Source organism: Labrenzia sp. R5_0 (assembly GCF_017743835.1).
Classification (GTDB): Bacteria; Pseudomonadota; Alphaproteobacteria; order Rhizobiales; family Stappiaceae; genus Roseibium; species Roseibium algicola.
Map to the genome: position 1 here is coordinate 201885 of NZ_JAGHRK010000004.1, position 25941 is coordinate 227825.

Annotated in this window: 29 protein-coding genes; 13 read left to right on the forward strand and 16 right to left on the reverse strand. The window is 60.1% G+C overall.

Translation table 11 applies throughout. The annotated features are described in order from the left end of the window. Window positions 1–11 precede the first annotated feature (11 nt). The gene (locus J7447_RS20835; RefSeq protein ID WP_023002492.1) at window positions 12–1436 is read left to right on the forward strand and encodes a TadE/TadG family type IV pilus assembly protein; all 1425 of its coding nucleotides are present in this window, start codon (window positions 12–14) and stop codon (window positions 1434–1436) included. 87 nt (window positions 1437–1523) lie between these two features. On the opposite strand, the gene acs is transcribed toward J7447_RS20835, so the two are convergent. Then, window positions 1524–3461 carry an acetate--CoA ligase gene (acs, locus tag J7447_RS20840; protein ID WP_023002493.1) on the reverse strand — a complete coding sequence of 646 codons (1938 nt, stop codon included), beginning with the start codon at window positions 3459–3461 and terminating at the stop codon, window positions 1524–1526. A gap of 205 nt (window positions 3462–3666) precedes the next feature. Beyond that, complete coding sequence (locus tag J7447_RS20845; RefSeq protein ID WP_023002494.1) at window positions 3667–4065, reverse strand: DUF1761 domain-containing protein; 399 nt, start codon at window positions 4063–4065, stop codon at window positions 3667–3669. A 158-nt stretch (window positions 4066–4223) separates the two neighbouring features. Between J7447_RS20845 and J7447_RS20850 the strand changes: the two genes are divergently transcribed. Beyond that, window positions 4224–6227 carry a VWA domain-containing protein gene (locus J7447_RS20850; protein ID WP_209170778.1) on the forward strand — a complete coding sequence of 668 codons (2004 nt, stop codon included), beginning with the start codon at window positions 4224–4226 and terminating at the stop codon, window positions 6225–6227. A 67-nt stretch (window positions 6228–6294) separates the two neighbouring features. On the opposite strand, the gene J7447_RS20855 is transcribed toward J7447_RS20850, so the two are convergent. The 11 genes from J7447_RS20855 to J7447_RS20905 all read right to left on the reverse strand — a co-directional run bounded on the left by J7447_RS20855 (window position 6295) and on the right by J7447_RS20905 (window position 13623). After that, the gene (locus J7447_RS20855; protein ID WP_209170780.1) at window positions 6295–6660 is read right to left on the reverse strand and encodes a hypothetical protein; all 366 of its coding nucleotides are present in this window, start codon (window positions 6658–6660) and stop codon (window positions 6295–6297) included. Between the two features lie 361 nt (window positions 6661–7021). Continuing rightward, window positions 7022–7639, reverse strand: a complete 618-nt coding sequence (gene ureG / locus J7447_RS20860) for an urease accessory protein UreG (protein ID WP_023002497.1) — start codon at window positions 7637–7639, stop codon at window positions 7022–7024. Continuing rightward, window positions 7636–8457, reverse strand: a complete 822-nt coding sequence (locus J7447_RS20865) for an urease accessory protein UreF (protein WP_286189407.1) — start codon at window positions 8455–8457, stop codon at window positions 7636–7638. Before J7447_RS20865 ends, ureG begins: the two co-directional genes overlap by 4 nt. Then, window positions 8360–8884: an urease accessory protein UreE gene (locus tag J7447_RS20870; protein ID WP_209170782.1), complete on the reverse strand. Its 525-nt coding sequence runs from the start codon at window positions 8882–8884 to the stop codon at window positions 8360–8362. The genes J7447_RS20865 and J7447_RS20870 overlap by 98 nt, the downstream gene beginning before the upstream one ends. Further along, window positions 8881–9486 carry a glutathione S-transferase family protein gene (locus J7447_RS20875; RefSeq protein WP_209170783.1) on the reverse strand — a complete coding sequence of 202 codons (606 nt, stop codon included), beginning with the start codon at window positions 9484–9486 and terminating at the stop codon, window positions 8881–8883. The genes J7447_RS20870 and J7447_RS20875 overlap by 4 nt, the downstream gene beginning before the upstream one ends. 33 nt (window positions 9487–9519) lie before the next feature. Continuing rightward, a complete protein-coding gene (ureC, locus tag J7447_RS20880; RefSeq protein WP_023002501.1) occupies window positions 9520–11232 on the reverse strand; it encodes an urease subunit alpha in 1713 nt (570 codons plus the stop codon). 36 nt (window positions 11233–11268) lie between these two features. Then, complete coding sequence (locus tag J7447_RS20885) at window positions 11269–11700, reverse strand: lysozyme inhibitor LprI family protein (protein WP_209170784.1); 432 nt, start codon at window positions 11698–11700, stop codon at window positions 11269–11271. Then, complete coding sequence (locus J7447_RS20890; protein ID WP_023002503.1) at window positions 11700–12122, reverse strand: lysozyme inhibitor LprI family protein; 423 nt, start codon at window positions 12120–12122, stop codon at window positions 11700–11702. The genes J7447_RS20885 and J7447_RS20890 overlap by 1 nt, the downstream gene beginning before the upstream one ends. Then, window positions 12119–12424, reverse strand: a complete 306-nt coding sequence (locus tag J7447_RS20895; protein WP_023002504.1) for an urease subunit beta — start codon at window positions 12422–12424, stop codon at window positions 12119–12121. The genes J7447_RS20890 and J7447_RS20895 overlap by 4 nt, the downstream gene beginning before the upstream one ends. A 23-nt stretch (window positions 12425–12447) precedes the next feature. Beyond that, the gene (locus J7447_RS20900) at window positions 12448–12750 is read right to left on the reverse strand and encodes an urease subunit gamma (protein WP_006936842.1); all 303 of its coding nucleotides are present in this window, start codon (window positions 12748–12750) and stop codon (window positions 12448–12450) included. A gap of 18 nt (window positions 12751–12768) precedes the next feature. Continuing rightward, window positions 12769–13623 carry an urease accessory protein UreD gene (locus J7447_RS20905; RefSeq protein WP_209170786.1) on the reverse strand — a complete coding sequence of 285 codons (855 nt, stop codon included), beginning with the start codon at window positions 13621–13623 and terminating at the stop codon, window positions 12769–12771. Window positions 13624–14069: 446 nt separating this feature from the next. Between J7447_RS20905 and J7447_RS20910 the strand changes: the two genes are divergently transcribed. The 3 genes from J7447_RS20910 to J7447_RS20920 all read left to right on the forward strand — a co-directional run bounded on the left by J7447_RS20910 (window position 14070) and on the right by J7447_RS20920 (window position 17341). Further along, on the forward strand, window positions 14070–15431 hold the full coding sequence (locus J7447_RS20910) for a D-alanyl-D-alanine carboxypeptidase family protein (protein WP_208984651.1): 1362 nt from the start codon (window positions 14070–14072) through the stop codon (window positions 15429–15431). Window positions 15432–15613: 182 nt separating this feature from the next. Next, a complete protein-coding gene (locus J7447_RS20915) occupies window positions 15614–15979 on the forward strand; it encodes a hypothetical protein (RefSeq protein ID WP_055660196.1) in 366 nt (121 codons plus the stop codon). 144 nt (window positions 15980–16123) lie between these two features. Next, window positions 16124–17341 carry a GTP-binding protein gene (locus J7447_RS20920; RefSeq protein WP_209170789.1) on the forward strand — a complete coding sequence of 406 codons (1218 nt, stop codon included), beginning with the start codon at window positions 16124–16126 and terminating at the stop codon, window positions 17339–17341. Window positions 17342–17540: 199 nt separating this feature from the next. On the opposite strand, the gene tesB is transcribed toward J7447_RS20920, so the two are convergent. Continuing rightward, the gene (tesB, locus tag J7447_RS20925) at window positions 17541–18407 is read right to left on the reverse strand and encodes an acyl-CoA thioesterase II (protein WP_209170791.1); all 867 of its coding nucleotides are present in this window, start codon (window positions 18405–18407) and stop codon (window positions 17541–17543) included. Window positions 18408–18541: 134 nt separating this feature from the next. On the opposite strand from tesB, the gene J7447_RS20930 reads away from it, so the two are divergent. Genes J7447_RS20930 through J7447_RS20950 form a run of 5 tightly spaced genes read left to right on the forward strand, consistent with a single transcriptional unit; the run spans window position 18542 to window position 22290 of the window. After that, a complete protein-coding gene (locus J7447_RS20930; RefSeq protein ID WP_209170793.1) occupies window positions 18542–19780 on the forward strand; it encodes a ubiquinone biosynthesis hydroxylase in 1239 nt (412 codons plus the stop codon). 46 nt (window positions 19781–19826) lie between these two features. Further along, complete coding sequence (locus tag J7447_RS20935) at window positions 19827–20699, forward strand: SDR family oxidoreductase (RefSeq protein WP_209170795.1); 873 nt, start codon at window positions 19827–19829, stop codon at window positions 20697–20699. 52 nt (window positions 20700–20751) lie between these two features. Further along, window positions 20752–20949 (forward strand): twin transmembrane helix small protein, encoded by a 198-nt coding sequence (locus J7447_RS20940; protein ID WP_023002512.1) that lies wholly within the window; start codon window positions 20752–20754, stop codon window positions 20947–20949. 40 nt (window positions 20950–20989) lie between these two features. Further along, the gene (locus J7447_RS20945) at window positions 20990–21565 is read left to right on the forward strand and encodes a cob(I)yrinic acid a,c-diamide adenosyltransferase (protein WP_209170797.1); all 576 of its coding nucleotides are present in this window, start codon (window positions 20990–20992) and stop codon (window positions 21563–21565) included. A 32-nt stretch (window positions 21566–21597) separates the two neighbouring features. Then, window positions 21598–22290, forward strand: coding sequence for a rhomboid family intramembrane serine protease (locus tag J7447_RS20950; protein WP_152505077.1), 693 nt, complete (start codon window positions 21598–21600; stop codon window positions 22288–22290). A gap of 37 nt (window positions 22291–22327) precedes the next feature. Here the strand turns inward: J7447_RS20950 and J7447_RS20955 are convergent, their stop codons facing one another. Beyond that, entirely contained in the window at window positions 22328–22660 is a 333-nt protein-coding gene (locus tag J7447_RS20955) for an RT0821/Lpp0805 family surface protein (protein ID WP_075282759.1), read from the reverse strand. Window positions 22661–22759: 99 nt separating this feature from the next. After that, window positions 22760–23449, reverse strand: a complete 690-nt coding sequence (locus tag J7447_RS20960; RefSeq protein ID WP_209170799.1) for a hypothetical protein — start codon at window positions 23447–23449, stop codon at window positions 22760–22762. A 178-nt stretch (window positions 23450–23627) separates the two neighbouring features. On the opposite strand from J7447_RS20960, the gene J7447_RS20965 reads away from it, so the two are divergent. The 3 genes from J7447_RS20965 to J7447_RS20975 all read left to right on the forward strand — a co-directional run bounded on the left by J7447_RS20965 (window position 23628) and on the right by J7447_RS20975 (window position 25933). After that, complete coding sequence (locus J7447_RS20965) at window positions 23628–24167, forward strand: RNA polymerase sigma factor (RefSeq protein ID WP_031270011.1); 540 nt, start codon at window positions 23628–23630, stop codon at window positions 24165–24167. Then, the gene (locus J7447_RS20970) at window positions 24167–24865 is read left to right on the forward strand and encodes a hypothetical protein (protein WP_023002518.1); all 699 of its coding nucleotides are present in this window, start codon (window positions 24167–24169) and stop codon (window positions 24863–24865) included. The genes J7447_RS20965 and J7447_RS20970 overlap by 1 nt, the downstream gene beginning before the upstream one ends. Before the next feature lie 318 nt (window positions 24866–25183). After that, a complete protein-coding gene (locus J7447_RS20975; protein WP_023002519.1) occupies window positions 25184–25933 on the forward strand; it encodes an electron transfer flavoprotein subunit beta/FixA family protein in 750 nt (249 codons plus the stop codon). Window positions 25934–25941: the final 8 nt, after the last annotated feature.

Here is a 25941-nt window from a genome sequence, read left to right on the forward strand (position 1 = left end):
ACGAGGCAGTAATGCAGTATTTGAAGCGTCTCATTTGCCGACCCCTGCTTGCAGAGTTTACCGGCGACCGCAAAGCATCCATTTTGCCCATTTTCGGTATGCTGGTGATCCTGATCGTCGTGATCGCGGGGATTACCATCGACGTGTCCCGAACGGTGAATGCGCGCGAAAAACTGTCCTTTGCGATTGATGCCGCGGCACTTTCGGTCGCGGCGGACCTGTCGACCAGCGTCATGAGCGACGACCAGATCAAACAGGCACTGGCGGATTCCTTCAAGGCCAACCTGGCCGACGTCGAATTCCTGGACGAGGCAATCGACAATCTCGATTTCGTCGTCGATCCGGACAACGGCACCATCAAGGTAACGTCCACGGCCTCTCTCAAGAACTACTTCATCGACATGGGCGGATACGGCAAGAGTGCCCTCGGCCCGGAAACATTCAGCTTCGGAACGAGCTCACAGGTCACCTACTCACGCTTTGACGTCGAACTGGCCCTCGTCGTCGACGTTACCGGGTCCATGCGCAACGACATGGATACGCTGCGGGATGCCTCCGAAGGCCTGGTGAACATCTTGATCCCGGATGGAACCGAAGAATCCGAAAGCAAGGTCCGTATCTCGCTGGTGCCATACAGCCAGGGGGTCAACCTAGGAGCTTACGCTTCCAAGGTGAAGGGCGGCCTCTTCGGCTATGCCGACAGCAGCAAATGCGTGACGGAACGCCAGGATTACGACGACGGCGAAGATCTCTACGAAGTTCGCTACACCGACAAGACCTACAATTACTACGACAAGACCGATCCGCCGCCGAAGGCCGTGTTTTACGGCGGTGGCAGCAACAATTGTTCCAGCACGTCGAAGATGATCCCGCTGACATCCGACCGGGACGAGTTGCTCGATGCGATCGCCGACCTGGATGATAACGGCGGTACGGCAGGCCAGACCGGCGTGGTCTGGGGCTGGAACAGCATCTCGCCGAACTATTCGGACGTATGGCCCCTTGCAAGCAAGCCGGAGCCTTATGACAACGAGGATGTTCTCAAGTTCGCGATCATCATGACCGACGGGGATAACAACCGGTACTACGAATACATCGGCGAACGGGAAGAATGCGACTGGGTTTATTCCAGACGCCATGGCTGGCAGTACAAGTGTGAGACGGTTACGATCAATCAGTGGCAGGAACGCAGCGAAAGCGAGAGCTACAGCAACAATTCCTCAACGGCTCAGCGCGCGCTTTGCCAGGCCATGAAGGACGAAGGAATTTCGATCTTCGGCGTCTATTTCGGCACCAGCAACACCTCGGCCGGGTCGAGAAACATGCAGTCCTGCGCCAGCACGGGCAATTTCTACAAGGCAACGAGTTCGGACGAGCTGATCAACGCCTTTGCCAATATCGCCAAGAAGATCCAGCAGATCTACGTTTCGAGGTAATCGAAGCTTTTTGGGACGGGTCGACCAAACTGAAAAGGCTCGCCGGGTGGCGAGCCTTTTTGCATTTCATAGTCCGGAGTGTGCCGGTCAGCCGCGGTTCTGGCGGTTGTCGATCAGGTCGTCGACGACGGTCGGATCGGCCAGGGTCGAGGTGTCGCCCAGGCTGTCGAAGCTGTCTTCGGCGATCTTGCGCAGGATACGGCGCATGATCTTGCCCGACCGGGTCTTCGGCAGGCCGGGTGCGAACTGGATCAGGTCCGGAGAGGCAATCGGCCCGATTTCCGAACGAACATGCTTCACCAGTTCCTTCTTCAGGTCGTCGCTCGGCTCTTCGCCTTCCATCAGCGTGACATAGGCATAGATGCCCTGTCCCTTGATGTCGTGCGGATAGCCGACCACAGCGGCCTCGGAAACCTTCGGATGCGCCACCAGTGCGCTCTCGACTTCCGCCGTGCCCATGCGGTGACCGGAAACGTTGATGACGTCATCGACGCGGCCGGTGATCCAGTAGTAGCCGTCCTCGTCACGACGGCAGCCGTCACCAGTGAAATAGAGGCCCTTGTAGGTGGCAAAATAGGTCTGGACGAAGCGCTCATGGTCGCCATAGACCGTGCGCATCTGGCCCGGCCAGCTGTCCTTGATGACAAGGTTGCCTTCCGTTGCCCCCTCCAGGAACTTGCCTTCCGCGTCGACGATCGCCGGCTGGACGCCGAAGAACGGACGGGTGGCGGAACCTGGCTTCAGGTCGGTTGCGCCCGGCAGCGGGGTGATCAGGATGCCGCCGGTTTCGGTCTGCCACCAGGTGTCGACAATCGGGCAGCGCTTGTCGCCAACTACATTGTAGTACCAGGTCCAGGCTTCCGGATTGATCGGCTCGCCAACGGACCCCAGAAGACGCAGGGACTTGCGCGAGGTTTTGGTGACGTGTTCGTCGCCGGCGCCCATCAGGGCGCGGATCGCGGTGGGTGCCGTGTAGAAGATGTTGACGTTGTGCTTGTCGCACACTTCCCAGAAGCGGCCCGGACCGGGATAGGTCGGAACACCTTCGAACATCAGCGTGGTGGCGCCGTTGGCAAGCGGGCCGTAGACGATGTAGCTGTGACCGGTGACCCAGCCCACATCCGCCGTGCACCAGTAGACGTCGCCTTCGTGATAATCGAAGACATATTCATGGGTCATGGAGGCGTAGACCAGGTAGCCGCCGGTGGTGTGCATCACACCCTTGGGTTTGCCGGTCGACCCGGAAGTGTAGAGGATGAAGAGCGGATCTTCCGCGTTCATCTCCGCCGGTGCACAATGGTCGGACACACGGTCCGCCTCGTCGTGGTACCAGACGTCTCGGCCGGCCTGCATGGCAATGTCGCCGCCGGTACGCTTGACCACGATGACGCTCTTTACCGGCGCTTTTTCAGCAGCCTTGTCGACATTGGCCTTCAACGGCACCTTGCGGCCACCGCGCAGGCCCTCGTCTGCCGTGATCACGCATTCAGAGGCGCAATCCTCGATACGCTGGGCAAGGCTGTCCGGTGAAAATCCGCCGAAGACGATGGAATGCACAGCGCCGATGCGGGCGCAGGCAAGCATTGCATAAGCTGCTTCCGGAATCATCGGTAGATAGATGGTGACGCGGTCGCCCTTCTTGACACCCTGGCCGTGCAGCACGTTGGCGAACTTGTTCACCTCGCGGTGCAGTTCCTTGTAGGTGATGACCTTGTGCTCGTTCGGGTCGTCGCCTTCCCAGATGATCGCGGGCTGGTCGCCGCGCTTTTCCAGGTGGCGGTCAACGCAGTTGGCCGAAACGTTGAGCGTGCCGTCCTCGAACCATTTGATCGAAACGTTGTGATAGTCGTAGGAAGTGTTCTTCACCTTGGTGAAAGGCTTGATCCAGTCCACCCGTTTGCCGTGCTCACCCCAGAAGCCGTCGGGGTCTTCCACGGAACGCTGATACATTTCCTGATATTTGGCATTGTCGACATGCGCCCGCGCGGCAACCTCCGCGGGAACGGGAAATACGGACTCAGTCATGTGAAACCTCCCAGAAACCACAATTGGACCTGCGGTAAGCGAGTTCTCCCTTCCGCGGCCTTGTTTTGCCGGGGCCATTATGCGTATGGCCCCTCAAAGCGTCCAGAACCTAGACTTGGTACTTTAGTCGGCGAGTCTTTGGTCTATGGCAAGGCCTAAGACCTTCAATCTCGTACGGATTTACGCGTATTTCCCGGCGATCACGTCAGCTCAGCCATCCGATCACGATACCCTGGACAAGCAGTACCCCGAGCCAGTGACCGCCGTCGATCAGCGTCAGGTTCCAGGACAGCCCTTGAAAGCGGTGGTTGACGATCTGCGTGGTCATGACGATGCCGACCCAGATCATCAGCGCGGAGATGATGCCGTTCCTGATATCGGTTCCACCGGTGTGATAGATCACGCCCGCAAAGACGAATGCCATGATGATCTGGCAGAAAAAGGCCGTTGCAAAGACAACCGGGTTTGGCCTCGTCTGCTCCTTGGTCAGACCGGCGGCGTTCATCCAGGCCTTGCCGAGGATGCCGTACCAGAGCGCGCCGAACAGGAAAGACACAATGGCGGCCGCAGCAACTGCAATCAGGTTGATACCGTCGAACATCATTGCAGGTCTCCCAACGTCATTTTTTCCTTGGCAATTCTGTCTACTTGCGACTTTTATCACACTTCGGGATTGCAAGTGTCTCTAAATTCGGCCCGTCTCGCCTATCTCCTTTCCGGATAAGGCTTTTTCGAAAATTCATTACAGGAGCCCAAGGTTTCATGCTCTTTTCAAAGCGACCTGTGTTTCGACTTATGGGAGCCGCCCTCATCGGCGGCACGATGTTCATGTCCCCTGCAGGGGCACAGACGAACACACCTTCTGATCTTTTGTTCGTCCTGGATTCTTCCAATTCCATGTGGGGCCAGATCGACGGTACCGCGAAAGCGGAAATTGCCCGGTCTGCCTTCGAAGGTTTTGTTGCCGGTCTTCCGGATGGAACCAGGGCTGGCGTGATGGCCTATGGTCACCGCCGCAAGGCCGATTGCGGCGATGTGGAAACGCTGGTGCCGGTGAGTGAGCTGGACCGCTCCAAACTGGTGCAAAGCGTCAAGGCGCTCACGCCGCGCGGCAAGACGCCGATTACCGAAACACTTCGGCAGGCCGCGGAACTTCTGGCGCAGAACGACCGCCCGGGACGGCTGATCCTGATCTCCGATGGTATCGAGACCTGCGGCGGAGATCCTTGCGCCCTCGCCGAGGCACTTGCCAAGTCCGGTGTCGATTTCAAGGCCCATGTCATCGGTTTCGACATTGCTTCCAAGGCGGATCAGGCCAAGATTGCCTGTATTGCGCATCTGACAGGCGGCACTTACTGGAACGCCAAGGACGCCGACGGCCTGACCGAAGCGCTGAAGGAAAGCGTCGCTGCGGTTGAGGAAAAAGCGCCGCTGCCTGTGACAGTCCTGACAGCGGCGGACAAGGAAAGCGGCCAGCCTGTTTCAGGCCCCGTGCAATGGACAGTGGCCACCGTCGACGACGAGACCGTGGTGGCGTCCGGCATGACAGGTGGCAGCGTCGAGGTCGAGCTCGAACCGGGATCCTACGTCGTCAGTGCAGAACTTGGTGAAAAGGCAGGCGGTGCATCGCTTGAGGTGTCCGACAAGGGCGGACAGCAGACTGTTCTTCTCGACGGCAATCTTCCCGAGGCGCGTGTCACGCCCGCCTCCCCTGAAGCACCTGCAACCTCGCTGCTGGAAGTTGCCTTTGAAGGCCCGGGCCTGGATGGTGATTTCCTGCGTGTCGTCACCCCGGACGGAAACAGGCTCGAACGGGATCTCTGGGTGTATGTGCGCGACGGTAATCCCGCCAAACTGGCCCTGCCAACCCAGCCGGGCGACTATGAAATCGTCTATGTCTGGGCCGATAGCGGTGAACGTGTTCTGGCCAAGGCACCGATCAAAGTGACCGAAGTTCAGGCAATCCTGACCTACGCCCCCGAAGTTGCCGCCGGTCAGCCGGTGGAGATTGCCTTTGAAGGTCCGAACGGGCCGGAGGACTGGATCGGGATCGTTCCGAAGGACGGCACGGTTGACGATTACCAGGGCCGCTGGAAAGGCACTGCCGATGGGTCTCCCGTCACCCTTCAGGCACCGAGCGAAGCCGGCACCTATGACGTCATCTATGTCACCGGCATCGACCAGACGATCCTGACGCGCCAACCGCTAACCGTTGGCGAAAGTGCAGCAACGCTTCAGGCCGACAGCACGGTTGAGGCGGCCGGCAGACTGAACGTGACCTGGAGCGGCCCGAAGGCGCCCGACGACTGGATCGGCATCGCGCCGGTCGGCTCCGACCCTTCGGCCTATGTGACCTACGAACGTCCGGATGGGGACAGTGTTTCGATCATCGCGCCGTTGGCTCGGGGCGATTACGAGCTGCGTTACATTCTCTCGACGTCCGACGGATCGAAGATCCTGGCCAGCCAACCTTTGAAGATCACGGATCCGAAGGTGACGCTGGAGGGCCCGTCCGAAGTTCCGGCTGCCAGCTATGTCAGCGTAAAGGCGAGCGGCCCTGCCAACAGCAGCAACTTCATCGGTTTCGCCGAACCGTCTCAGGATGCCTGGGGTACGGCACCGGGGGCCTGGGAGATTGCGGACAACATCTCCAACGGCGTTGTGGAGGTGCGGACACCGGAAGAGCCGGGTACTTACGAGCTGCGCTTCGTGCTGTCCGCAGGTGACGCGGAAATCGTTGCGCGGCAGACCGTGACGGTGAAATAGCGCGACCGGTCATCAACGAAAATCGGAGCCCGCAGCTGTAAAGTTGCGGGCTTCGCTCTGTCCGGAGCTACTGTTTCAGCCAGACGGAAAGCTGTCCGCAAGGCTCGAAACCGAGTTGCCGATAGACCGGTAGCACGCTTGCATCATTTTCGTAGGTGCAAATCGACCTGTTCGGAAACGGTTCCAGAAGATCATGCAGAGCACTGTAGAGCCAGCTCTTGCGGCAGAAGACGTTTGAAAGGCCAAGGATATCCTTGCCGTCAAGCTTCGGACCGGTGTTGAAGACCGCTCCTGCCTTCACCTTGCCGTCCTTGATGATGGCGGCGAAATCGATGGTTTTGCGTTCCAGCAGTCTGGACGGGAAAACGGCATGGAGGCTTTCGTTCTCGTTCCAGCCCGCCAGCCACTTCTTCAGGCTTTCCGATGTCGCCACCTTGTGCCAATCGGAGCTGATCGGGGCACGTTTGGCACTTGGCGGCGGACGAAACAGCCAGGTGCCGGTAAAAAGCCTCTGAAAGCCGTAAGGTGCCAGGTCCAGACTGTCGAAACTTGTCCTTCACCCCGGCCCCCTGCGGCAAATCGGGCAGCGCGGCATAAAAATCCGCTCCCTGCTTCGGCGACAGGGTGACGATGTTCGGATAGAGCGGCAGGGCCTTGTCCCGAGCGCACCAGAACCCTGCATGAAATTCGGTTTTCGCACCTGCGGTTTTCAGGACCGCATCGCACCAGAGCGCATTGTTATGCGCGCAGGCATCCTGTCTGCCAGCGATCATTCGGCCATCAACATCGAAGATTTAAGCGTTCAGCCCACCCTTTTGGACGATGAAGTCTACCACGGATTCGACGCCCTCTCCCGCCTTTGTATTGGCGAAGACAAAGGGTCGTTCCTTGCGCATCTTCTTTGCATCCCGGTCCATGACCTCCAGATTGACGCCGACATAGGGCGCAAGGTCTGTCTTGTTGATGATCAGGAGATCGGAGCGCGTGATGCCCGGCCCGCCTTTGCGCGGAATTTCCTCGCCGGCGGCAACATCGATCACGTAAATCGTCAGGTCGGCGAGCTCTGGTGAAAAGGTTGCGGCGAGGTTGTCACCGCCGGATTCGATCAGGATCAGGTCGAGATCCGGGATGCTTTTGGTCAGGTCCGCCACGGCGGCCAGATTGATGGAGGCGTCTTCACGGATTGCCGTATGCGGGCAGCCGCCGGTCTCGACACCGCGAATGCGGTCACTGGTCAAGGCCTGCGAGCGCATCAGGGCTTCGGCGTCCTCGCTTGTGTAGATGTCATTGGTGATGACGGCGAGCGAGTAGCGGTCGCGCATGGCCTTGCACAGCTTGTCGGTCAGCGTGGTCTTGCCGGAACCGACGGGACCGCCGATGCCGACGCGCAAGGGACCATTTTGGGAAGTCATGAACGGAACAACCTCGAATACTGGGTTTCATGTGCCATGGAGGCGATATCTGCAAGGAAGGTGGAGGTGCCGAGATCGTCAAGACCTGCCGCCTCGGCCTCTTCTGCAATTTCGAAGATCACCGGTTCCAGACCTGCCAGCACCTTCTGGCCGTCGCTCTGGCCAAGCGGCACCACCCGCACGGCAACGGAAATCAGATTGGCCGCGAAAGCATGCAGGAAACAGTGAAGCGCGGCATCCACCGGCAAGCCGTGAGCCGCAGCTGCCAGTCCCAGCACTACCGGGTAAGGCCAGGAGGTGTTTTCCTCGCCCGCGAATTCGTGAAACAGGCGTGTGGCCTCGGTGCCCGCTTCCGGCATCCAGCTGTTGCACACGGCTCTGAAAAAGGCGCTGCCCTGGGCACTGGATTCCAGATGCCGCTCCCTGGAGGGTTGCAGGGCCAGCCCCAGGTCACGCAGCTCGTCAACGGTCGCTCGTTCTCCCGCAAGAGCGGCCCGGTAGGTTTCCTTCAGCAGGATGGCGTCGCTTCGTCCAGCGCCGAAGCGGAGGATTTCACGCAGCCAGACGCCAAGTTCCGCCGCACTTGCCACCCCGCCCTGCTCGATCACCTGTTCCAGCCCGTGGCTGTAAGTAAAGGCGCCGATGGGAAAGGCTGGCGACAGAAAGGCCTGCAGCCGGTAAAGCGCCTGGGGCGACAGGGGTAATCGGGGCGTTGAGGGCTCAGTCATGGGAATGCCCGGACCCATGGTCGTGACTATGCCCGTGCTCATGGTCGTGCGAATGACCGTGACCATGATCGTGGCCGTGGGTGCGACCATGGCCGTAGGCGCCGCCTTCCGGGTCGAAGGGCGCGGATAGCCTGGTCAGCCGGCCGCCGAGCTTTTCCACCATGTCTTCAATCACGTGGTCCCGCCGGATCCGCAGGGTGTTGCCCATGAGCTGTGTCGGCAGGTGCCTGTTGCCCAGATGCCAGGCGATCTTCACCAGGTGGGCGGTGTCGTCGGCGTGAATTTCGACCACTGCCTCAGGTTCTGCGAGAACTTCGACGATCCGACCGTCTTCAAGTTCCAGCCCGTCGCCATGGCGCAAATGGATCGCCATCGGTTCATCCAGCAGGAAGGTCAATCCGGCTGCGCCTGTCAGGACTGCCCTGCGCCGATACCGGTCTTCCCGGTCAAGCGTGACCCGGTCGGTGACATCGCCGGTCCAAGTTTCGGCCTTGTGGATTTTCGCGACGCGGATCATGCGGCTTCCATCACCTTTGCCATCATGGCCTGGAAAGCGGGACGCTCCCTGAGGCGTTTGAAATAATCGTAGACCGGACCTTCTTTGGGCAGGTCGAATTTGGCGGCCAGTGCCCAGCCGGAGCAGTGCCCGACGATGATGTCGGCAATGGTGAAGGTTTCGCCCATGGCATAGGGACCGTCACCGATCAGCGTTTCCAGCGTTTTCAGGCCTTGCTCGAATTCGCGCCGGCAGACGTCCTTGACCGCCGGAACACGGACATCTTCGGGATGGATGAAGGTGTTCTTCGCAGCGGTCCAGAGCGCGCCTTCCAGCACATCGACACCGAACTGGGTGATGCTGTCCTGACGGGCGCGATCAAGAGTTCCGGCAGGAAAGGTAAACCGGCCGTGCTTGTCGGCCAGATAGGTACAGATTGCGACGGAATCGGTGATGACGGCGTCACCGTCGACCAGCACGGGCACCTTGCCGCTTGGATTGAGCGCCTTGACGGTATCCGACTGCGGCAGAGCCGGGTCAACCTCGTAGGGTTCGCCCAGTTCCTCAAGCAGCCACATTACCCGCATGGCGCGGGTCCGCGGAAATCCGACGATCTTATACATGCCTTTCCTCTCCCGAACGCGTTCTTGCGGAGCTTAGAACAGGAAGTAGCGCTGGGCCATCGGCAACACTTCGGCAGGTTCGCAGGTCAGCAGTTCGCCGTCGGCGCGCACCTCGTAGGTTTCCGGATGCACTTCGATCTTTGGCATCATGTTGTTGTGAATCATCGACTTTTTGGAGATTCCGCCACGGGTGTTCTTGACCGGAAGCACCAGGCTGTCGAGACCTGCCTTGTGCTTGACGCCGGTGTCATAGGCCGCCTGGGACACGAAGGTGACACGGCTGTGCGTCAGCATCTTGCCGTAGGAGGCGAACATCGGCCGGTAATGCACCGGCTGCGGTGTCGGGATGGACCCGTTCGGATCGCCCATCGGAGCGGTCGCGATGGAGCCGAGCTTCAGCACCAGCGCCGGCTTGATACCGAAGAATTTCGGGTCCCAGAGCACAAGGTCGGCCAGCTTGCCGACCTCAACCGAGCCGATGTACTCGTCCAGGCCATGAGCGATGGCCGGGTTGATGGTGGTCTTGGCCATGTAGCGCTTGACCCGGAAGTTGTCGTTCTCGCCGGTTTCATCCGAAAGGCGGCCGCGTTGCACCTTCATCTTGTGCGCGGTCTGCATGGTGCGGATGATGATTTCGCCGACGCGGCCCATGGCCTGGCTGTCGGAGGAGATGATCGAGAAAGCACCCATGTCATGAAGAATGTCTTCCGCCGCAATGGTTTCCTTGCGGATGCGGCTTTCGGCAAAAGCAACGTCCTCCGGAATGTCCTTGTGCAGGTGGTGACAGACCATGAGCATGTCGAGATGCTCTTCCAGCGTGTTGACCGTGTAAGGCCGTGTCGGGTTGGTGGACGACGGAATGACGTTGGGTTCGCCAACCACCTTGATGATGTCCGGTGCGTGGCCGCCGCCGGCGCCTTCGGTGTGGAAGGCGTGGATGGTGCGGTTCTTGAACGCAGCGGTGGTGTTCTCGACAAAACCGGACTCGTTCAAGGTGTCGGTGTGGATCATCACCTGGACGTCGTATTCATCGGCAACCGACAGGCAGTTGTCGATGGTTGCCGGTGTGGAGCCCCAGTCTTCGTGGATCTTGAGGGCAGCAGCCCCTGCCATCACCTGCTCTTCCAGCGCGGCAGGCAGGGAGGCGTTGCCCTTGCCGGCGAAGATAAGGTTCATCGGAAAGCTGTCGGCAGCCTGAAGCATCCGGGTGATGTGCCACGGGCCGGGCGTACAGGTGGTCGCGTTGGTGCCCGTTGCCGGACCGGTGCCACCGCCGATCATGGTGGTCACGCCGGAGCACAGGGCTTCATCGATCTGCTGCGGGCAGATGTAGTGGATATGAGCATCGATCGAACCTGCGGTGAGGATCTTGCCCTCCCCGGCGATCGCTTCCGTGCCGGGACCGACGATGATGTCGACACCGTTCTGGACATCCGGGTTGCCGGCCTTGCCGATGCCGACGATCCGGCCGTCCTTCAGCCCGACATCGGCCTTGACGATACCCCAGTGGTCGATGATCAGCACATTGGTGATGACCGTGTCGACGGCGCCGGCGGAACGGGGTGCCTGGGACTGGCCCATGCCGTCGCGGATAACCTTGCCGCCACCGAACTTCACCTCGTCGCCATAGGTGGTGAAATCCTTTTCCACCTCGATGATGAGATCGGTATCCGCAAGGCGCAGCCTGTCGCCGGTTGTCGGTCCAAACATGTCCGCATAAGCGGCGCGGGGCATCTTGTAGGCCATATCTAGTCTCCAATCGGCGATCAGAAATCGGTGTGTTTAATTCGCGTAGTCCTCAACCGTCGCATCCAGATCCTCTGTGCGTTTCATGGTGAGGACGATCAGGCAGTTCCGGTACAGTTCGTTGCCGCGTGTGCCGCCCCTGAAGGGGAAGCTGTAGGCGGTGCAATCCTTGTCGGCGTAGGTTTTCCAGGCGGCCTGGGCATCGTCGAGGCTGGCGGGGGCGCCCTTCAGGTGTTCCGGCAATTCCGCATCGATCTCGACCAGCCGTGCACGCAGCCGGTCGAAGGCCTCCTTCAGGCGCGTGTCAGCGTCTTTCAGGGCCTTGTCGGCACAAAAGCTGCGTTCGGCTTCGGTCAGCGGATAGCCGCAGTCGATGTTGTCATTGACCTTTTCTTCCTCAGCAACCGCCGTGCCGGCGGTGGCCAGAAACAGGGCTAAAGCAGGAAGGGTCACACCGCGCACAGGCATCAATTCCCCAGACCTTCGCCGAGCTGTCTCAACTCGTCGATGCGGTTGCGGGTCAGATCTGCGCGGCAGCCGTAGACCAGCATGGGTTCCATGGTTCCGCCGCGGGCCAGAAAGCCGTAGGCGTCGCAGGCCTTGTCACGATAGGGGATCCAGGCACGCTGGGCCTCGCGCAATGTTTCGACCGCCCCTTTCAGCCCTTCCGGCAAATAAGCGTCGGTCTCGGTCATCTTTTCCATTGCGGATCTGTAGACCGCGTTCAGCTCCGCATCCGCCTTCAGCCAGTCGATGTTGGCACACTGGGTCATCTCCGACTGCGTCATGGCATTTTCGCAGTTGGGTGTTTCCTGCGCGGCGACAGGTCCGGCGAGCAGAAGACCGAGCCCGATCAGCGAAAACGAAAGAGATGATGCGGATCTGATCACAATTCGCCCATGACCTTCTGGTTGAAGCCGTAGACCGTGCGGCTGCCGCGATAAGGCACCAGTGTCACGGATCTGGACTGGCCGGGCTCGAAGCGCACGGCTGTGCCTGCCGGAATATCCAGGCGCATGCCGCGGGTCTTTTCCCGGTCGAAAGACAGGCCTTCATTGGTTTCGAAGAAGTGATAGTGGCTGCCGACCTGGATCGGCCGATCACCCGTGTTGGCGACTTCCACCGTCACGGTCTCAAGGCCTGTGTTCAGTTCGATTTCGCCTTCGGCGGGAAACAGTTCTCCGGGGATCATGCGCGTCTCCTTGGAAATTGCGGTCAGCGGATCGGTTCGTGCACGGTCACGAGCTTGGTGCCGTCAGGAAAGGTGGCCTCGACCTGAACATCGTGAATCATCTCGGACACGCCTTCCATCACCTGGTCGCGTGTCAGTACCTTGGCGCCCGCGGACATCAGGTCGGCAACGGTGCGCCCGTCACGGGCCCCCTCGACAACAAAATCGGTGATCAGGGCGACAGCTTCCGGATGGTTCAGCTTCACGCCCCGCTCCAGGCGGCGGCGGGCGACCATCGCGGCCATGGAAATGAGCAACTTGTCCTTTTCGCGGGGCGTCAGGTTCATGAAAGAAAGTCCTCCAAATCAGCAATACCAGACGCGCGGCAGCGCCGTCATTCGGTATCCGGTGAGAAACGACATCAGGGCCGTGCGCAAGCCGCGGCCATCATTGGACACAAACCGGGTTATCAGCAAGCCGTTCCAGGCGCTGGCGGCCGCCTGGGCGGTTCCATCCGGCAATGTTTCGATCAGCTCTCTTGCCCTGGCGAGCCGGTCTTCGGCATCGGCGGAGCAATCGACAAAGGTTGCCGCGGCCAGGGCGCCGGCGGCCGTAGCCGGGCCGGTCAGCGAGTCGGCCGGGTCGCCATCCAGCCGGATGTCGTCAGCAAACACCAGCTTCCCGTCCCGGCGGATGCGCCAGCTGTCGCGGTAGAATACGGACTTGACCTGCTCGCCCATCGCCTTTCGGCCAAGGACGAAGGATTCGACCATCATCAGCCTTGCGTCACCTTCCAGGTCCGCCTGCAGCGTGCGGCGAAGGCGCGAGGCGTTGAAAAGGATGGTTTCCTGGGGCAGCCATTCCAGGGTCGCACCGGGTCCGACCGTGAAATGGCCGCTCACCTGGGCGGTGCCGCCCGGGCTGCGGTAGGCACGTTCGGCCGTCTGGCTGGTCACAATTACGTGTACACCGGCGTCAGCGCCGACTTCATAGTCGAGCTGGTCACCTCCGGTGAGACCACCGGCGGTGTTGATGAGAACGGCTGTTGCAGGGGTATCATAGACCTTCGGCAGGCGAACCTTGGCCGACCCGCTCTGATACAGATCGGTCAGACGGGTTTTGCCATCCGGCGCCGAAAAACGCACCTTGCCGATGCCTTTCACGCGCTGCAGAACTACGGCTTTCCCGCCCGTTTCTGATGCCAGACCAGCATCATACATTGCTTGACCGCCCCCCCTGCGGGCTCATTCAGTCATTGTTATTTTTCACATCTGTTCAAATTGGTCCAGACCGTCGCCGGGCCGCAATGGGCAATATGCCCTCGGCAATCTTAGCAAGAGCCGGGCCAAGGCCGGCAAGTGGAAAGGCAAGACGACACCGGCGAAAAAAGTCCCTGTTTCCCGCAGCTTATCAATGCCTGCTCGCAAAAGTTGCTCAAAAATAAGGCAATTGCAAGAAAGATTGGCGTGGAGTGGATTTGAGGAAGGGGTTGCTCTCGCGCCGATGTTCCGGTTTTTTAAGAAGACAGCAGCTATTCATACTGCCATTGCCCAATTGCGACGTGTCATCCGCTGGATGACGAGCGAGGGAAACCGTGTTTTTGAGCCCGATTGGCCGCCTGACTTCCGTTTGTCTGACCGTAACCGCTCTTGTGATGAGTCTGGCCATGAGCCAGGCACGGGCGGATATAGGTGCCTATGTCCTGATCGACGCGAGTTCCGGCGCTGTGATCGAGCAGGAAAACGCCACGCGCAAGTGGTACCCGGCCTCACTCACCAAGCTCATGACGGCCTATGTCACCTTCAAGGCGATCCGCGAAGGCCGCGCCTCGCTCGACAGCGCGGTGGTGCAATCCAAGAACTCCGCGGCCGAACCACCCAGCAAGATGGGGTTCAAGGTCGGGACGCGGTTCACTGTCGACACGGCGCTGAAGATCATTCTGATCAAGTCGGCCAACGATGTTGCGGTAGCGCTCGGCGAGTCGATCGCGGGATCTGAAGCCGGCTTCATCGCCATGATGAATGCGGAAGCTCAGCGCCTGGGAATGTCCAATACCCGGTTCTACAATCCGCATGGTCTGCCAGACAACCGGCAGGTGACCACGGCGCGGGACCTTGCCATTCTGGCCCTGGCGCTGCGCCGGGACTTTCCGGAATCCCGAAACTACTATGACCACCCGGGGATCCGCTTCGGCAAGAAGACCCTGAGGTCGGCCAATCGGGAATTCCTGCTGCGCGTGCCCGGCGCCAACGGCATGAAGACCGGCTACATCTGCAATTCCGGGTACAATGTTGCCGCCTCCGCGACGCGCGGCAACAAGACCTTGATCGCGATTATCCTTGGCGCGGGTTCCGGTCTGGAGCGCACCGCCTTTGCACGCCAGCTTTTTGACGAAGGGTTCCGCAAGCGCGGCGGCCGTAGCATAACGAGCCTTTCGGGCACCAGCGGCAATCCGCCGGCCGACGGTTACTGCCGGCGCAACAAGAGCCCAGGTCCCAAGGGTTACATGGCCCGGTTCGACATGGAAAAGGAAAAGCAGGGCGGGTTCCTGTTCTTCGCCAAGGCCAACAAGTCCGATGAGGACAAGCTCGACGACAGCGGTTTCAAGCTGTCCAACGGCAAACCGGACTGGGCAAAGATCCTTGATCGTACGCTCGGCCCTCGCCGAATTGCCTACCGTCCGCTGGATGTCGGCCTCGGCAACCCGAAAGGGTCGCCTTCCGTCAGCCCGGGCACCGTTCCCGCCGGTGCCGCCAGCGAAGCGGTCGCAGCCATCGCGGGCGAGGATATTGCCGCGGAAGACGTACCGCTGCCGGTCGCCAATCCCGTGCGGCGGGCAGAAAACGAAATCCGGGCGAAGATGCAGCTGACGGCCAATGCCAAAACCGCAGGCGCAATTCCGCAGGGTGGCGATACCGTGTCACGCCCGGGAGCCGCGGTTGAACTTTCGAAATCTTCACCCGGATCGATCTTCCGCAAGGGTCTGGATTTCACCGTTCCGGTTCCTTCCCCAAGTCCTCGCAAGTAATTCGATTTCCAGATCTTTGACGGTGCCGATGATGTAGCGTTGCGGTTAACGGAGTTAACCTTTTATTTACGCTACTCCTTAACACTGCAGTAAGCATTTTTCTGGCAAAGGCGTGCTCCCTGCCGGACCTCTAAATGCCACTGCGGCACAGAATATGCCGGTACAACAGGTCGAGAGATCGCATGATGATTGAACCGAGATCCACCGCCACCATCAAGGCTCTGGCCAGCCTTGCGGAACTTTCCGCCAATCAACTGGAGGAAGGGGTTTCGGTCGACCATGTGATCGCCACCTTGCGAAAGGCGGCGGAGGCTGTCCGGCTCGTGGTTGATGTCGAGGCGGAAGAGGAACTGGACGACTTCGAGTTCGAAGCTGACAGCGACACAGACGTGGAAGCCGAACTGGAAGCGTCTGAAGCGGACATCGTCCAGGATCTGACCCCGATGGATCTGTCCGAGGACGAGGCCGACAGGAAAATTGTCGCCCTCGACAAGAAGGACGCCGAAGCGGCCTCCGAAGAAGAAGACATCATCCTCAACGCGGGGTGATTCGGCGTCAGCCGGACATTTTTCCAACTGAACAAGCCAACGTGGCGGGACCAGCATTTGCGCTGACCCGCCTTTCTGCCTATGTGTCTGCGGAAAGTCCGCCGGGTCCGATCAAGGACCGGCGAATGCATCTGGAGAGATACCATGGCCTCGCCGACACCGGTTGCCGAAGGACAAAAAACCAAGGGTCCGAAGCCCCCCATTCCCCTGTCAGTCCTGACCGGGTTTCTGGGGTCAGGCAAGACAACGCTCCTCAATCGGATCCTGAAGGACCCGTCGATGGCGGACACAGCGGTCATCATCAATGAATTCGGCGAGATCGGGCTCGATCATCTGTTTGTCGATCAGGCCGGCGACGGCATCGTGGAGCTTGCCTCCGGTTGCCTGTGCTGCACCATTCGCGGCGATCTTGTGACGACGCTCGAAAACCTATTGCGCCGACTGGATAACGGCCGCATGGACAGGCTCAACCGGGTGATCATCGAGACGACGGGTCTGGCGGATCCGGCGCCCATCCTGCACACGGTCATGCTGCATCCCTATCTGGTGATGCGCTACCGGCTCGACAGCGTGATCACGCTTGTGGACGCGGTCAACGGTCTGTCGACCCTCGACAATCACGAGGAAGCGCGCAAGCAGGCCGCTGTTGCCGACCGGCTGGTCTTCACCAAGACCGATCTCGTTCAAGGCGAAGAGGCGCGGGCCTCCTTCGACGCCCTCAAGCAGCGTTTGCAGCAGCTCAATCCCGGCGCCCGCAGGCTGGACGCGCAAGCAAATGATGCGACGGTGGAAAATCTTTTCAACGCCGGTCTTTATGATCCCAAGAGCAAGATCCCGGACGTGGCTGCCTGGCTGAACGCGGAAGCCTACGAAGACCAGCAGCATGACCACCATCACGGTCACGATCATGCACATGGCCATTCGCACGGGCATCACCACGGCCACGACCATGCCCATGCTCATGACGTGAACCGGCATAGTGATGCCATCCGGGCCTTTACCCTGTCGACAGATCGACCGGTGCCGGCGTCCGCGCTGGAAATGTTCCTCGATCTGCTGCGTTCGGCGCACGGACCGAAACTGCTTCGGGTGAAGGGTATCGTGCAGCTGGCCGAGGATCCGGAAAGGCCGGTCGTCATCCACGGTGTCCAGCATGTCTTCCATCCGCCCGCGACACTGGAGGCCTGGCCGGACGCGGATCACAGAACCCGCATGGTGTTCATCACCAAGGACCTGCCGGAAGGGTTCGTCAGGCGCATGTTCGAGGCCTTTTCGGGCGCCTTGCTGCCCGATACGCCGGATCACCAGGCCCTGACCGACAATCCGTTGGCGGTGTCGGGCTTTACCAGTCCGGTGAGGTAGGCGGCAGATCCGCAATACCCCGGCGCTCTCCAATGGGATCCCTCATCCTGAGGAGCCGCGAAGCGGCGTCTCGAAGAATGGGCGGCACCCACAGGAACAAGTGGCCCATCCTTCGAGACGGGCCTTAAGGCCCTCCTCAGGATGAGGCTCTGGGGTTTTGAGTAGCTGCCAGCGGTGACTGCACCATCGTCTCGGAAACTCAATCTTTCTTGCGCAGGCGGATCAGTCCTTCCTGGGCGGTCGAGGCGATCAGGGCCCCGTCCCTGGTGAACAGAGATCCGCGGTTTATCCCGCGTGAGCCGGAAGATGAGGTGCTGTCGGTGGCGTAAAGCAGCCAGTCGTCGGCGCGGAAAGGGCGGTGAAACCACATGGCATGGTCCAGGCTGGCGGCCTGGATCTTCGGGCTGAAGACGGACGTGCCATGGGGAAACAGCGAGGTGTCCAGCAACGTCATGTCGGAAGCATAGGCGAGGACGCAATGGTGCATGCGTTCGTCGTCCGGTAGTGGGCCTGTCGCACGTACCCAGACATACTGCTGAGGTGGCAGGGGCTTCTTGCTGAAATAATGGGTCATGTCGACCGGGCGCATCTCGATCGGCCGCTCGCGTTCCCAGTAGCGGCGGATGTTTTCCGGGGCCATCGACAGGAATTTTTCCTTCAGTTCCTGTTCGCTGGGAAGATCTTCAGGCGTCGGAACGTCCGGCATGTCGATCTGGTGCTCCAGCCCCTCTTCATGCACCTGAAAGGAGGCGGACATGGAAAAGATAGCTTCGCCGTGCTGGATCGCGACAACGCGCCGTGTGGTGAAGCTGCCACCGTCGCGGATGCGGTCGACTTCGTAGATGATGGGGACTGACGGATCGCCGGGCCTCAGGAAGTAGCCATGCAGGGAATGGACGTGACGGTCTTCCACCACGGTGCGCGAGGCGGCAACCAGCGCCTGGCCGATCACCTGCCCGCCAAATACGCGTTGCCAGCCGACCTGCGGGCTGCGACCACGGAACAGGTTGCGTTCCAGTGGTTCCAGGTCGAGAATCTGGAGAAGATTATCAATGGCCGTGTTCATCGGCGCGATCCCTGTTAGATAGACGGCAGGTGATTTGGTTCGAGGCTTGGAGCCCCGGCACCGCACTCTTGGACGGCAGTTGACGTTAAAGTCAAGATGCCTTTAGGGAAACCGAAGGCAAGGAGAAGAAGACGATGGCGAGGAAAAAAAGCGTCCCGGACATGTTCGATGTCGTGATCGCAGGCGGCGGCTATGTCGGCCTGTCTCTGGCGGTGGCGTTGAAGCAGGGCGATGCCGGCCTCACCTGTGCCGTGGTCGATCCCAAGCCGATGGAAGACCTCCACAAGGATCCTCGCGCCTCAGCCATCGCGGCAGCTGCCTCACGCATGCTGTCGCAACTCGGCATCTGGCAGAAGATTGCGGGCGAGGCCCAGCCGATCAACGAAATGATCGTCACCGACAGCAAGCTTCGCGATGCGGTTCGCCCGGTCTTCCTGACGTTCGGCGGCGAGGCGGCGGAGGGTGAACCCTTTGCCCACATGATGCCGAACGGCGTGATGATGCCTGCGCTCTACAAGGCGGCCAAGGCGCTTGGCGTGAGCTTTTTCGCACCGGGAACCGCGGAAACCTTTCGCACTCATCCAGACCACGTCGAACTGGCGCTGGAAGACGGGACCCTTCTGAAAAGCCGGCTGCTCGTTGCAGCCGACGGCGTGCGCTCCCGCCTGCGCGACCTTGCCGGTATCCGGACGGTCAACTGGGACTACGGCCAGTCCGGCATCGTCACAACAGTCAAGCATGAACGGCCTCACAACGGTCGGGCGGAAGAACATTTCCTGCCTGCCGGACCATTTGCGATCCTGCCCTTGCCGGGCAACCGGTCGTCGCTGGTCTGGACGGAAAAGACAGCGGACGCCGACCGGCTTGTGCGGTCTGACGACTTTACTTTCGAACTGGAACTGGAACGCCGTTTCGGACATCACCTCGGCACACTGGAGCTGGACGGTCCGCGCCGGGCCTATCCGCTCGGGCTGAAGCTGGCGCGTGATTTCGTCAAGCCGCGCTTCGCCCTGATCGGCGATGCCGCCCATGGCATTCATCCGATTGCGGGCCAGGGGCTCAATCTGGGCTTCAAGGATGTCGCGGCACTGGCCGAAGTGCTGGTGGATGCCCGCCGTCTGGGGCAGGATCTCGGCGGTTTCGACGTTCTGGAACGCTACCAGCGCTGGCGCCGGTTCGACACGTTCCAGATGGGCGTTGTCACCGACGTACTGAACCGCCTGTTTTCCAATGACAATGACGTGTTGCGCGCCATGCGCGATTTCGGACTTGGTATTGTGGACAGGATGCCGGGCCTGAAAACGCAGTTCATCAAGGAAGCTGCCGGTTTTGCGGGGCCGGTGCCGAAATTGCTTTCCGGCGAACCTATCTGATAGGAGTTGGATCGGACCGTCTTCCACTCCGCAGGATTTCCATTTGATGATTGCCAATCCGGAGAGTTTTTCCGCGCACCGGTCGATCCTGATTACGGGCTGTTCCTCCGGCATCGGCCTTTCGGCAGCCCACATCATGCGCGGGCGCAACTGGCGTGTTTTTCCGACTGCGCGGAGCCAGGCGGATGTTGACGGGTTGAGCAATCTTGGTTTCGAAGCCTTTCGCCTGGATTATGAGGATCCGGACAGCATCGAGGCGACGGCAAGCGAAGTTCTGCGGCGGACCGATGGTGCGTTGAGCGCGGTGTTCAACAATGGCGCCTATGCGGTTCCAGGTGCGCTGGAAGACCTGCCAACGGAAGCCCTGCGGTCGCTTTTCGAGGCGAACTTCATCGGCTGGCATGATCTTACCCGCCGGTTGGTGCCTTCAATGCGCGCCAACGGTTCCGGGCGGATCGTGCAGTGTTCCTCCGTACTGGGGTTTGTGGCACTCAAGTATCGCGGAGCCTACACCGCTTCCAAATTCGCGCTTGAAGCCTATTCGGACACGCTTCGCCAGGAACTGAAAGGCACCGGCATTCACGTCAGCCTGATCGAACCCGGTCCTATCGATACCCGGTTCACGCAAAACGCACTGGCGAATTTTCAGCGCTGGATCGGCGAGGATGGTCTGCAGGCGTCGCGGCATCGTAAGACCTACGAAAAGCGCCGCATCCGGATGGAGGCGGGAGAGCCCGGGCCGTTCAAGCTGCCGCCAGAGGCCGTGGTCAAACGGCTGGTGCATGCGGTGGAAGCAAATCGGCCGAAAGCGCGCTATCATGTAACAATTCCGACCACCGTCATGGCGGTGGCCAAACGGGTGCTGCCGACCAGTCTGCTCGACCGGTTCTGCATCTGGGCTGCCGACGGCGAGGAATAGCTGCCTGCCGACAGGTGGCTGCGCCGGACAGTGGTGAAACAAGGAAAACGAAATGGCAGATCTGATCAACTTTCTCATTCCCGTCGGCCTCGCCGCGGTTGCACTCGTGTTGCTGCTCGGTATCTGGAACATGTTCCGTCACGGGCCGGCCAACCGCTCGCAGCTCCTGATGCGCTGGCGTGTCGGTCTTCAGTTTCTGGTGATTGTCCTGGTGATGGGCGGTCTCTACTTTTTCGGCACCGGCCACTAAGACAAGATAACCGGACACTACTGGAGGAACTGGGGGCACAATGGTTGTTCTGAACAAGATCTATACGAAGACGGGTGACGACGGCACGACCGCGCTGGGTTCCGGAGAACGGCGCCGAAAGAGCGACCTCAGGATCGAGGCATACGGGACCGTCGACGAGACCAACTCCGTGGTTGGTCTGATTCGCCTTCAGACCGGGCAGTCTGCGCCGGACGTCGACCAGACGCTCGGCAGGATCCAGAACGACCTGTTCGACCTGGGGGCCGATCTTGCAACACCGGAAACGGGTGAGGACCTTGGGTACGAGCCGCTTCGGATCACCGACGCCCAGGTCACGGCGATCGAACAGGCGATTGACGTCCTCAACGCGGAGCTCAAGCCGCTGCGTTCCTTCGTGCTGCCGGGTGGCAGTCCTGCCGCTGCCTACCTGCATCTGGCTCGCACGGTCTCGCGCCGGGCAGAACGTCTGATGGTGGAACTGGCAGCCCGCGAGCAGATCAATCCCGCTGCCGTGCGCTACATGAACCGCCTGTCGGACTATTTCTTCGTTGCCTCGCGGTACCTGAATGAAAAGGGTGAGCAGGACGTTCTTTGGGTGCCTGGACAGAACCGTTAGGTCAGTTCCCCTTGCCGGAGGCCTGGCGCTGAATGTTCATTCCCCTTCACGATCACAATCGGCTGGTCCATGTTCCCCGCCCCTTTGTGAACCTTTTCCTGATTGCCGCCAACATCCTGATCTTTCTTCTGTATCAGGGTGCGGGGTCTCAGCAGGCGGTGGCCGCGTCCTCCTATTCCTTCGGCCTTATCCCGGTTGTCCTGTTCGATATCCGGGATCTGTCGCCGGAGCTGCAGATGCTGCCCGACTGGATGTCGGTGGTCACCTATGCCTTCCTCCATGGCGGCTACATGCACCTCATCGGCAACATGCTGTTCCTGTGGGTGTTCGGCGATAATGTCGAGGATGCCATGGGGCATCTGCGTTACCTGGTCTTCTATCTGCTGTGTGCGATAGCCGGCGGGTTGGCCTACGCCTCCATCGACGTCAATTCAGATGTGCCGTTGATCGGGGCGTCCGGCGCCGTTTCAGGCGTTGTTGCCGCCTATCTGATGCTGCACCCGCGGGTGAAGGTGTGGGTGCTGGCACTGGGCCGGATACCCTTGCGCCTTTCCGCCGGATGGTTGCTCGGCGGCTGGATCCTTTATCAGATCGTCAATGCCGTGATTGCGTCCGACAGCGATGTCGCCTGGATCGCGCATATCGGCGGCATGGCGGCGGGTGCCGTGCTGATCTTGTTTTTCCGGCGCAGGGGTGTGCCCCTGTTCGACCGAAACATCGCCTAGGCACAGTTTTCAAAAAGAATGCGGACCGGTCAGGAAACTAGGCTGCTTTCCAGACAGCATCGGCGGTGCGGCAGGCGACTCCCCGGCGGCTGATCATTCGACCGTCAGCCAGCTTGATCCGTTCGCGGTAGGAGCGGCAGAAGTCGCCCGACGTATTTTTCCAGGTCTTCAGAGGCGTAATTGTGCCGCTCGCTCCACTCGAGGGGTTTCTCCAGCTTCGGTCCTTGCCGGAAACAGACTTCTCCAGCGCAGCCTGAAGCGTGGTTTCAGCCCGGTATTTGTCCGATGCTTGCAGTTTTGAAGCCGGTTTGCGGGTTTCCGCCGCGGCGGGTTCCTGCAGGGAGACAAGCGTGTCCTGCACTGACGCCACGGAACAGCCTGTGAGGATATTTGCCAAAAAAAACAGAAAAAACGTCCCTTTCGGAACGTGAAACCCACGAAAAATCAAGTCCGATCCCGCCTCTTGGATCTATTGCCAGCCGTTGGAGATAGCCTCCCGTTCTTCCCGCGCGCTGAGGGACCCACCAGAAGGCTCGCTATCACCATTAAACTGACGCCCGCCAAAGATGCGATCTAAAAAACCGCCTGAACCGGACTTTTGTGTGGCAGAGCTAAAAGAAGTTCGTTCTGACGAACCGCCGGACGACGAACCGCCGGATGACGATCCACCCGACGAAGAGCGGGAGGAGGAAGGAGAAGAGGAGCCTCCGCTGCGACCGGAGTTGCCTTTGCTTTCCGAGCTTCTGCCGGCCGATTTGTTTCCTGCCGAACTGTTACCGGTGGAGCTTTTTCCGCTCGAACTGTTACCAGTTGAGTCGCCGCCGCCCGAACGGCTGCCACCTGTGTCGCCGCCACCGGAACTGCTGCCACCGGTGCTGTCACCGCCGGAACTCTTGCTACCGCTGTCACCACCGGAGCTCTTGCTTCCGCTGTCGCCGCCGCGGTCTCCACGTTCGCTGCGGCCTCCACGGTCACCGCGTTCGCTGCGACTGCCGCGATCACCATGCGAATCTGCGGCCGCGGCAATGCTGTCCTTCATGTCGAACAAGGGGCTGAAGTAGACAAGAGAGAACATCATTGCCGCAGCTGCAACACCCGGCAGTATGCGAAACATCGCAGAGAGGCGGTCTTGCAATGTAATCTGGCGGGCGCGTTTCATCTGATGCGATTCAATTCGTAATAAGGGGTTTTTAGCGGTCGACGAGAGCGGTTTTACGACCTTCGCACGCATAACACCTGGGCAATCTTTGTTCTTCCCGAAGATAGTCTAAAAAAAGTCGGGATCAAAAGGTCTCCTTACGTGTTGTCTCGCTGAGAGCGGTTTTGCGGAGAACTCCTTGCCTGAAGATACGTTAAAGACGGAGATGATCCGTCTGCTCCCGAAGCTGAGGAGTTTTGCTTTAAGGCTGTGCCGGAATCCGGATCAGGCAGACGATCTGGTGCAGATGACATGCGAACGTGCAATCCGATCGCTCGACCAGTTCGATCCGGCCACCCGGCTCGACAGCTGGATGTTCCGGATTTTGCAGAATCTGTACTTCAATTCGGTTCGCGACACCGCAAACCGGGCCAGGCTTTTCGACCTTGCCATGCTGGATTTCGAGGAAAGCTACGACGGCGCGAAAGCCGCCGCCGACAGCCTGGAACTCCAGAAAGTGCAGGATTTCATTGGCGAGCTGGAAGAAGACAACCGCGAGGTCCTTCTGAAGATCGCCGTTGAGGGCAGAAGCTACAAGGATGTGGCGGATGAACTCGGTGTTCCGATTGGAACGGTAACCAGCCGGCTTGCCCGCGCAAGACTGAAACTGCGCGAGTGGCTGGACACGAACGATGCCCCGCAGGGCGTCAGGCTGCGCAGCATGCCAGGGGGTATGTGATGACATTTGATGAAAAGCGCGAACAGATCCTGCTTGCAAAGGATATCGGCAAGATCCTGGACGAGGAAGGTTCGGAAGAGGAGCGTGCAGCTCTGCTTCGCCGGATCGAGGCGACAGGTGGCGGACATGATCTGCTGGAGCAGATGTCCAAGGACAATACCATTCTGCAAAAAGCGGTTGCCGCGCCGGTGCCTGACGAATCAATGGCACGGTTCGAAGCACTCATCGAAAAGGAATTCGCCAAGCGCGAAGGTCCTGCGCCCCGTCACGCGCATGCGTCCTGGACAGGCGTGCTGATCCAGATCGCCGCCGCACTTGTGATGGTTGCCGGCACATTCGGCTTTACCACCTACTGGATGCAGACGCGGATGGACAGTGCCGTGTCTTCTCTTGCAGCACATATGGAAACTGAGCGGATGCTCCTGGCACAGACCGTCCAGGAAGCGCTGGAAACGAAAGTCAGCGGCGAGCCCGTGTTCGTTGGGCAGGAAGGCGACTGGCGCGAGATCCTGACACCGATCAAGACCTACCGCAGCAAGAGCGGGCACTGGTGCCGCGAGTACCTTCGCGAGACCACCTTCAGCAGGCTGGACCTTTCCATTCGTGGCACGGCCTGCCGGGACGAGAACGGCACCTGGGTGACCGTGTTCGCCGAACCGGTGTCCGACAAGTTCTCGCCGCAGACCCCCGGCATCTGACCGGGGACCAGGAAAACAGAGAAGTCGCCGCGTGTTGCCGTAACAGGTGCGCGCGGTTTCTTTTTTGTACTGAGCCCCGGTTTTCCACGCATTGTTGCGTTGCCGAACTATCATCATTGCGACGCATGTTTTTCCAAGCCCGGCAAATTGCCGCCTTAGACCTTTTACCGCAATTGACAGGTGCCGTGTCGGTCAGTACCGTCCCCCGCCATGCGCCACGATTGGCTCAATTCTGCCGTTTGTAACCTAGCGTCATGAGGGCAGAGAGCCGGAGAATGCGGTGCGGTGAAAGCCGGCCCAGCAAGAGGTTGAGACCAAATGAAGATCCTCGTACCCGTAAAACGGGTCATCGACTACAACGTGAAGGTCCGTGTGAAGGCGGATGGTTCTGGCGTCGATCTTGCCAACGTCAAGATGTCCATGAACCCGTTTGACGAAATCTCCGTCGAAGAAGCCCTTCGGCTGAAGGAAGCGGGCAAGGCGAGTGAAGTGATCGTCGTGTCCGTCGGGCCGCAACAGGCCACCGAAACGCTGCGCACCGGCCTTGCCATGGGCGCCGACCGCGGCATTCTGGTGAAGACCGACGACACCACCGAGCCGCTGGCAGTCGCGAAGATCCTGAAAGCGATCGTCGAAGCCGAAGAGCCGGGTCTCGTGATCCTCGGCAAGCAGGCGATTGACGACGACTGCAACCAGACCGGCCAGATGCTGGCAGCCCTCCTCGGTTGGAGCCAGGGCACGTTTGCCTCCAAGGTCGATCTGGGCGACGGCACTGTCGATGTCACCCGTGAAGTGGATGGCGGCCTGCAGACCGTAAAGCTGAAGCTGCCGGCCATCGTGACCACGGACCTGCGCCTCAATGAGCCGCGCTATGCGTCCCTGCCGAACATCATGAAAGCGAAGAAGAAGCCGATCGACGAAAAGTCTCCGGCCGATTTTGGTGTCGACACCACGCCGCGCCTCACCGTTGTCACCACCACCGAGCCGGCATCGCGCCAGGCCGGTATCAAGGTCGGTTCCGTTTCCGAGCTGGTCGACAAACTCAAGAACGAAGCCGGCGTCCTTTAAGACCCGTC

Excerpts from the sequence above, each read along its gene's own strand:
- J7447_RS20850 (WP_209170778.1), top strand. The coding sequence starts at position 4,224 with ATGCTCTTTTCAAAGCGACCTGTGTTTCGACTTATGGGAGCCGCCCTC.
- J7447_RS20875 (WP_209170783.1), bottom strand. The coding sequence starts at position 9,486 with ATGTATAAGATCGTCGGATTTCCGCGGACCCGCGCCATGCGGGTAATG.
- J7447_RS20845 (WP_023002494.1), bottom strand. The coding sequence starts at position 4,065 with ATGATGTTCGACGGTATCAACCTGATTGCAGTTGCTGCGGCCGCCATT.
- J7447_RS20920 (WP_209170789.1), top strand. The coding sequence starts at position 16,124 with ATGGCCTCGCCGACACCGGTTGCCGAAGGACAAAAAACCAAGGGTCCG.
- tesB (WP_209170791.1), bottom strand. The coding sequence starts at position 18,407 with ATGAACACGGCCATTGATAATCTTCTCCAGATTCTCGACCTGGAACCA.
- J7447_RS20940 (WP_023002512.1), top strand. The coding sequence starts at position 20,752 with ATGGCAGATCTGATCAACTTTCTCATTCCCGTCGGCCTCGCCGCGGTT.
- J7447_RS20910 (WP_208984651.1), top strand. The coding sequence starts at position 14,070 with ATGAGCCAGGCACGGGCGGATATAGGTGCCTATGTCCTGATCGACGCG.
- ureG (WP_023002497.1), bottom strand. The coding sequence starts at position 7,639 with ATGACTTCCCAAAATGGTCCCTTGCGCGTCGGCATCGGCGGTCCCGTC.
- J7447_RS20970 (WP_023002518.1), top strand. The coding sequence starts at position 24,167 with ATGACATTTGATGAAAAGCGCGAACAGATCCTGCTTGCAAAGGATATC.
- J7447_RS20865 (WP_286189407.1), bottom strand. The coding sequence starts at position 8,457 with ATGGTCGCACCCACGGCCACGATCATGGTCACGGTCATTCGCACGACC.
- J7447_RS20895 (WP_023002504.1), bottom strand. The coding sequence starts at position 12,424 with ATGATCCCCGGAGAACTGTTTCCCGCCGAAGGCGAAATCGAACTGAAC.
- J7447_RS20905 (WP_209170786.1), bottom strand. The coding sequence starts at position 13,623 with ATGTATGATGCTGGTCTGGCATCAGAAACGGGCGGGAAAGCCGTAGTT.
- J7447_RS20870 (WP_209170782.1), bottom strand. The coding sequence starts at position 8,884 with ATGATCCGCGTCGCGAAAATCCACAAGGCCGAAACTTGGACCGGCGAT.
- J7447_RS20900 (WP_006936842.1), bottom strand. The coding sequence starts at position 12,750 with ATGAACCTGACGCCCCGCGAAAAGGACAAGTTGCTCATTTCCATGGCC.
- acs (WP_023002493.1), bottom strand. The coding sequence starts at position 3,461 with ATGACTGAGTCCGTATTTCCCGTTCCCGCGGAGGTTGCCGCGCGGGCG.
- J7447_RS20935 (WP_209170795.1), top strand. The coding sequence starts at position 19,827 with ATGATTGCCAATCCGGAGAGTTTTTCCGCGCACCGGTCGATCCTGATT.
- ureC (WP_023002501.1), bottom strand. The coding sequence starts at position 11,232 with ATGGCCTACAAGATGCCCCGCGCCGCTTATGCGGACATGTTTGGACCG.
- J7447_RS20945 (WP_209170797.1), top strand. The coding sequence starts at position 20,990 with ATGGTTGTTCTGAACAAGATCTATACGAAGACGGGTGACGACGGCACG.
- J7447_RS20930 (WP_209170793.1), top strand. The coding sequence starts at position 18,542 with ATGGCGAGGAAAAAAAGCGTCCCGGACATGTTCGATGTCGTGATCGCA.
- J7447_RS20885 (WP_209170784.1), bottom strand. The coding sequence starts at position 11,700 with ATGCCTGTGCGCGGTGTGACCCTTCCTGCTTTAGCCCTGTTTCTGGCC.
- J7447_RS20960 (WP_209170799.1), bottom strand. The coding sequence starts at position 23,449 with ATGAAACGCGCCCGCCAGATTACATTGCAAGACCGCCTCTCTGCGATG.
- J7447_RS20835 (WP_023002492.1), top strand. The coding sequence starts at position 12 with ATGCAGTATTTGAAGCGTCTCATTTGCCGACCCCTGCTTGCAGAGTTT.
- J7447_RS20975 (WP_023002519.1), top strand. The coding sequence starts at position 25,184 with ATGAAGATCCTCGTACCCGTAAAACGGGTCATCGACTACAACGTGAAG.
- J7447_RS20950 (WP_152505077.1), top strand. The coding sequence starts at position 21,598 with ATGTTCATTCCCCTTCACGATCACAATCGGCTGGTCCATGTTCCCCGC.
- J7447_RS20915 (WP_055660196.1), top strand. The coding sequence starts at position 15,614 with ATGATGATTGAACCGAGATCCACCGCCACCATCAAGGCTCTGGCCAGC.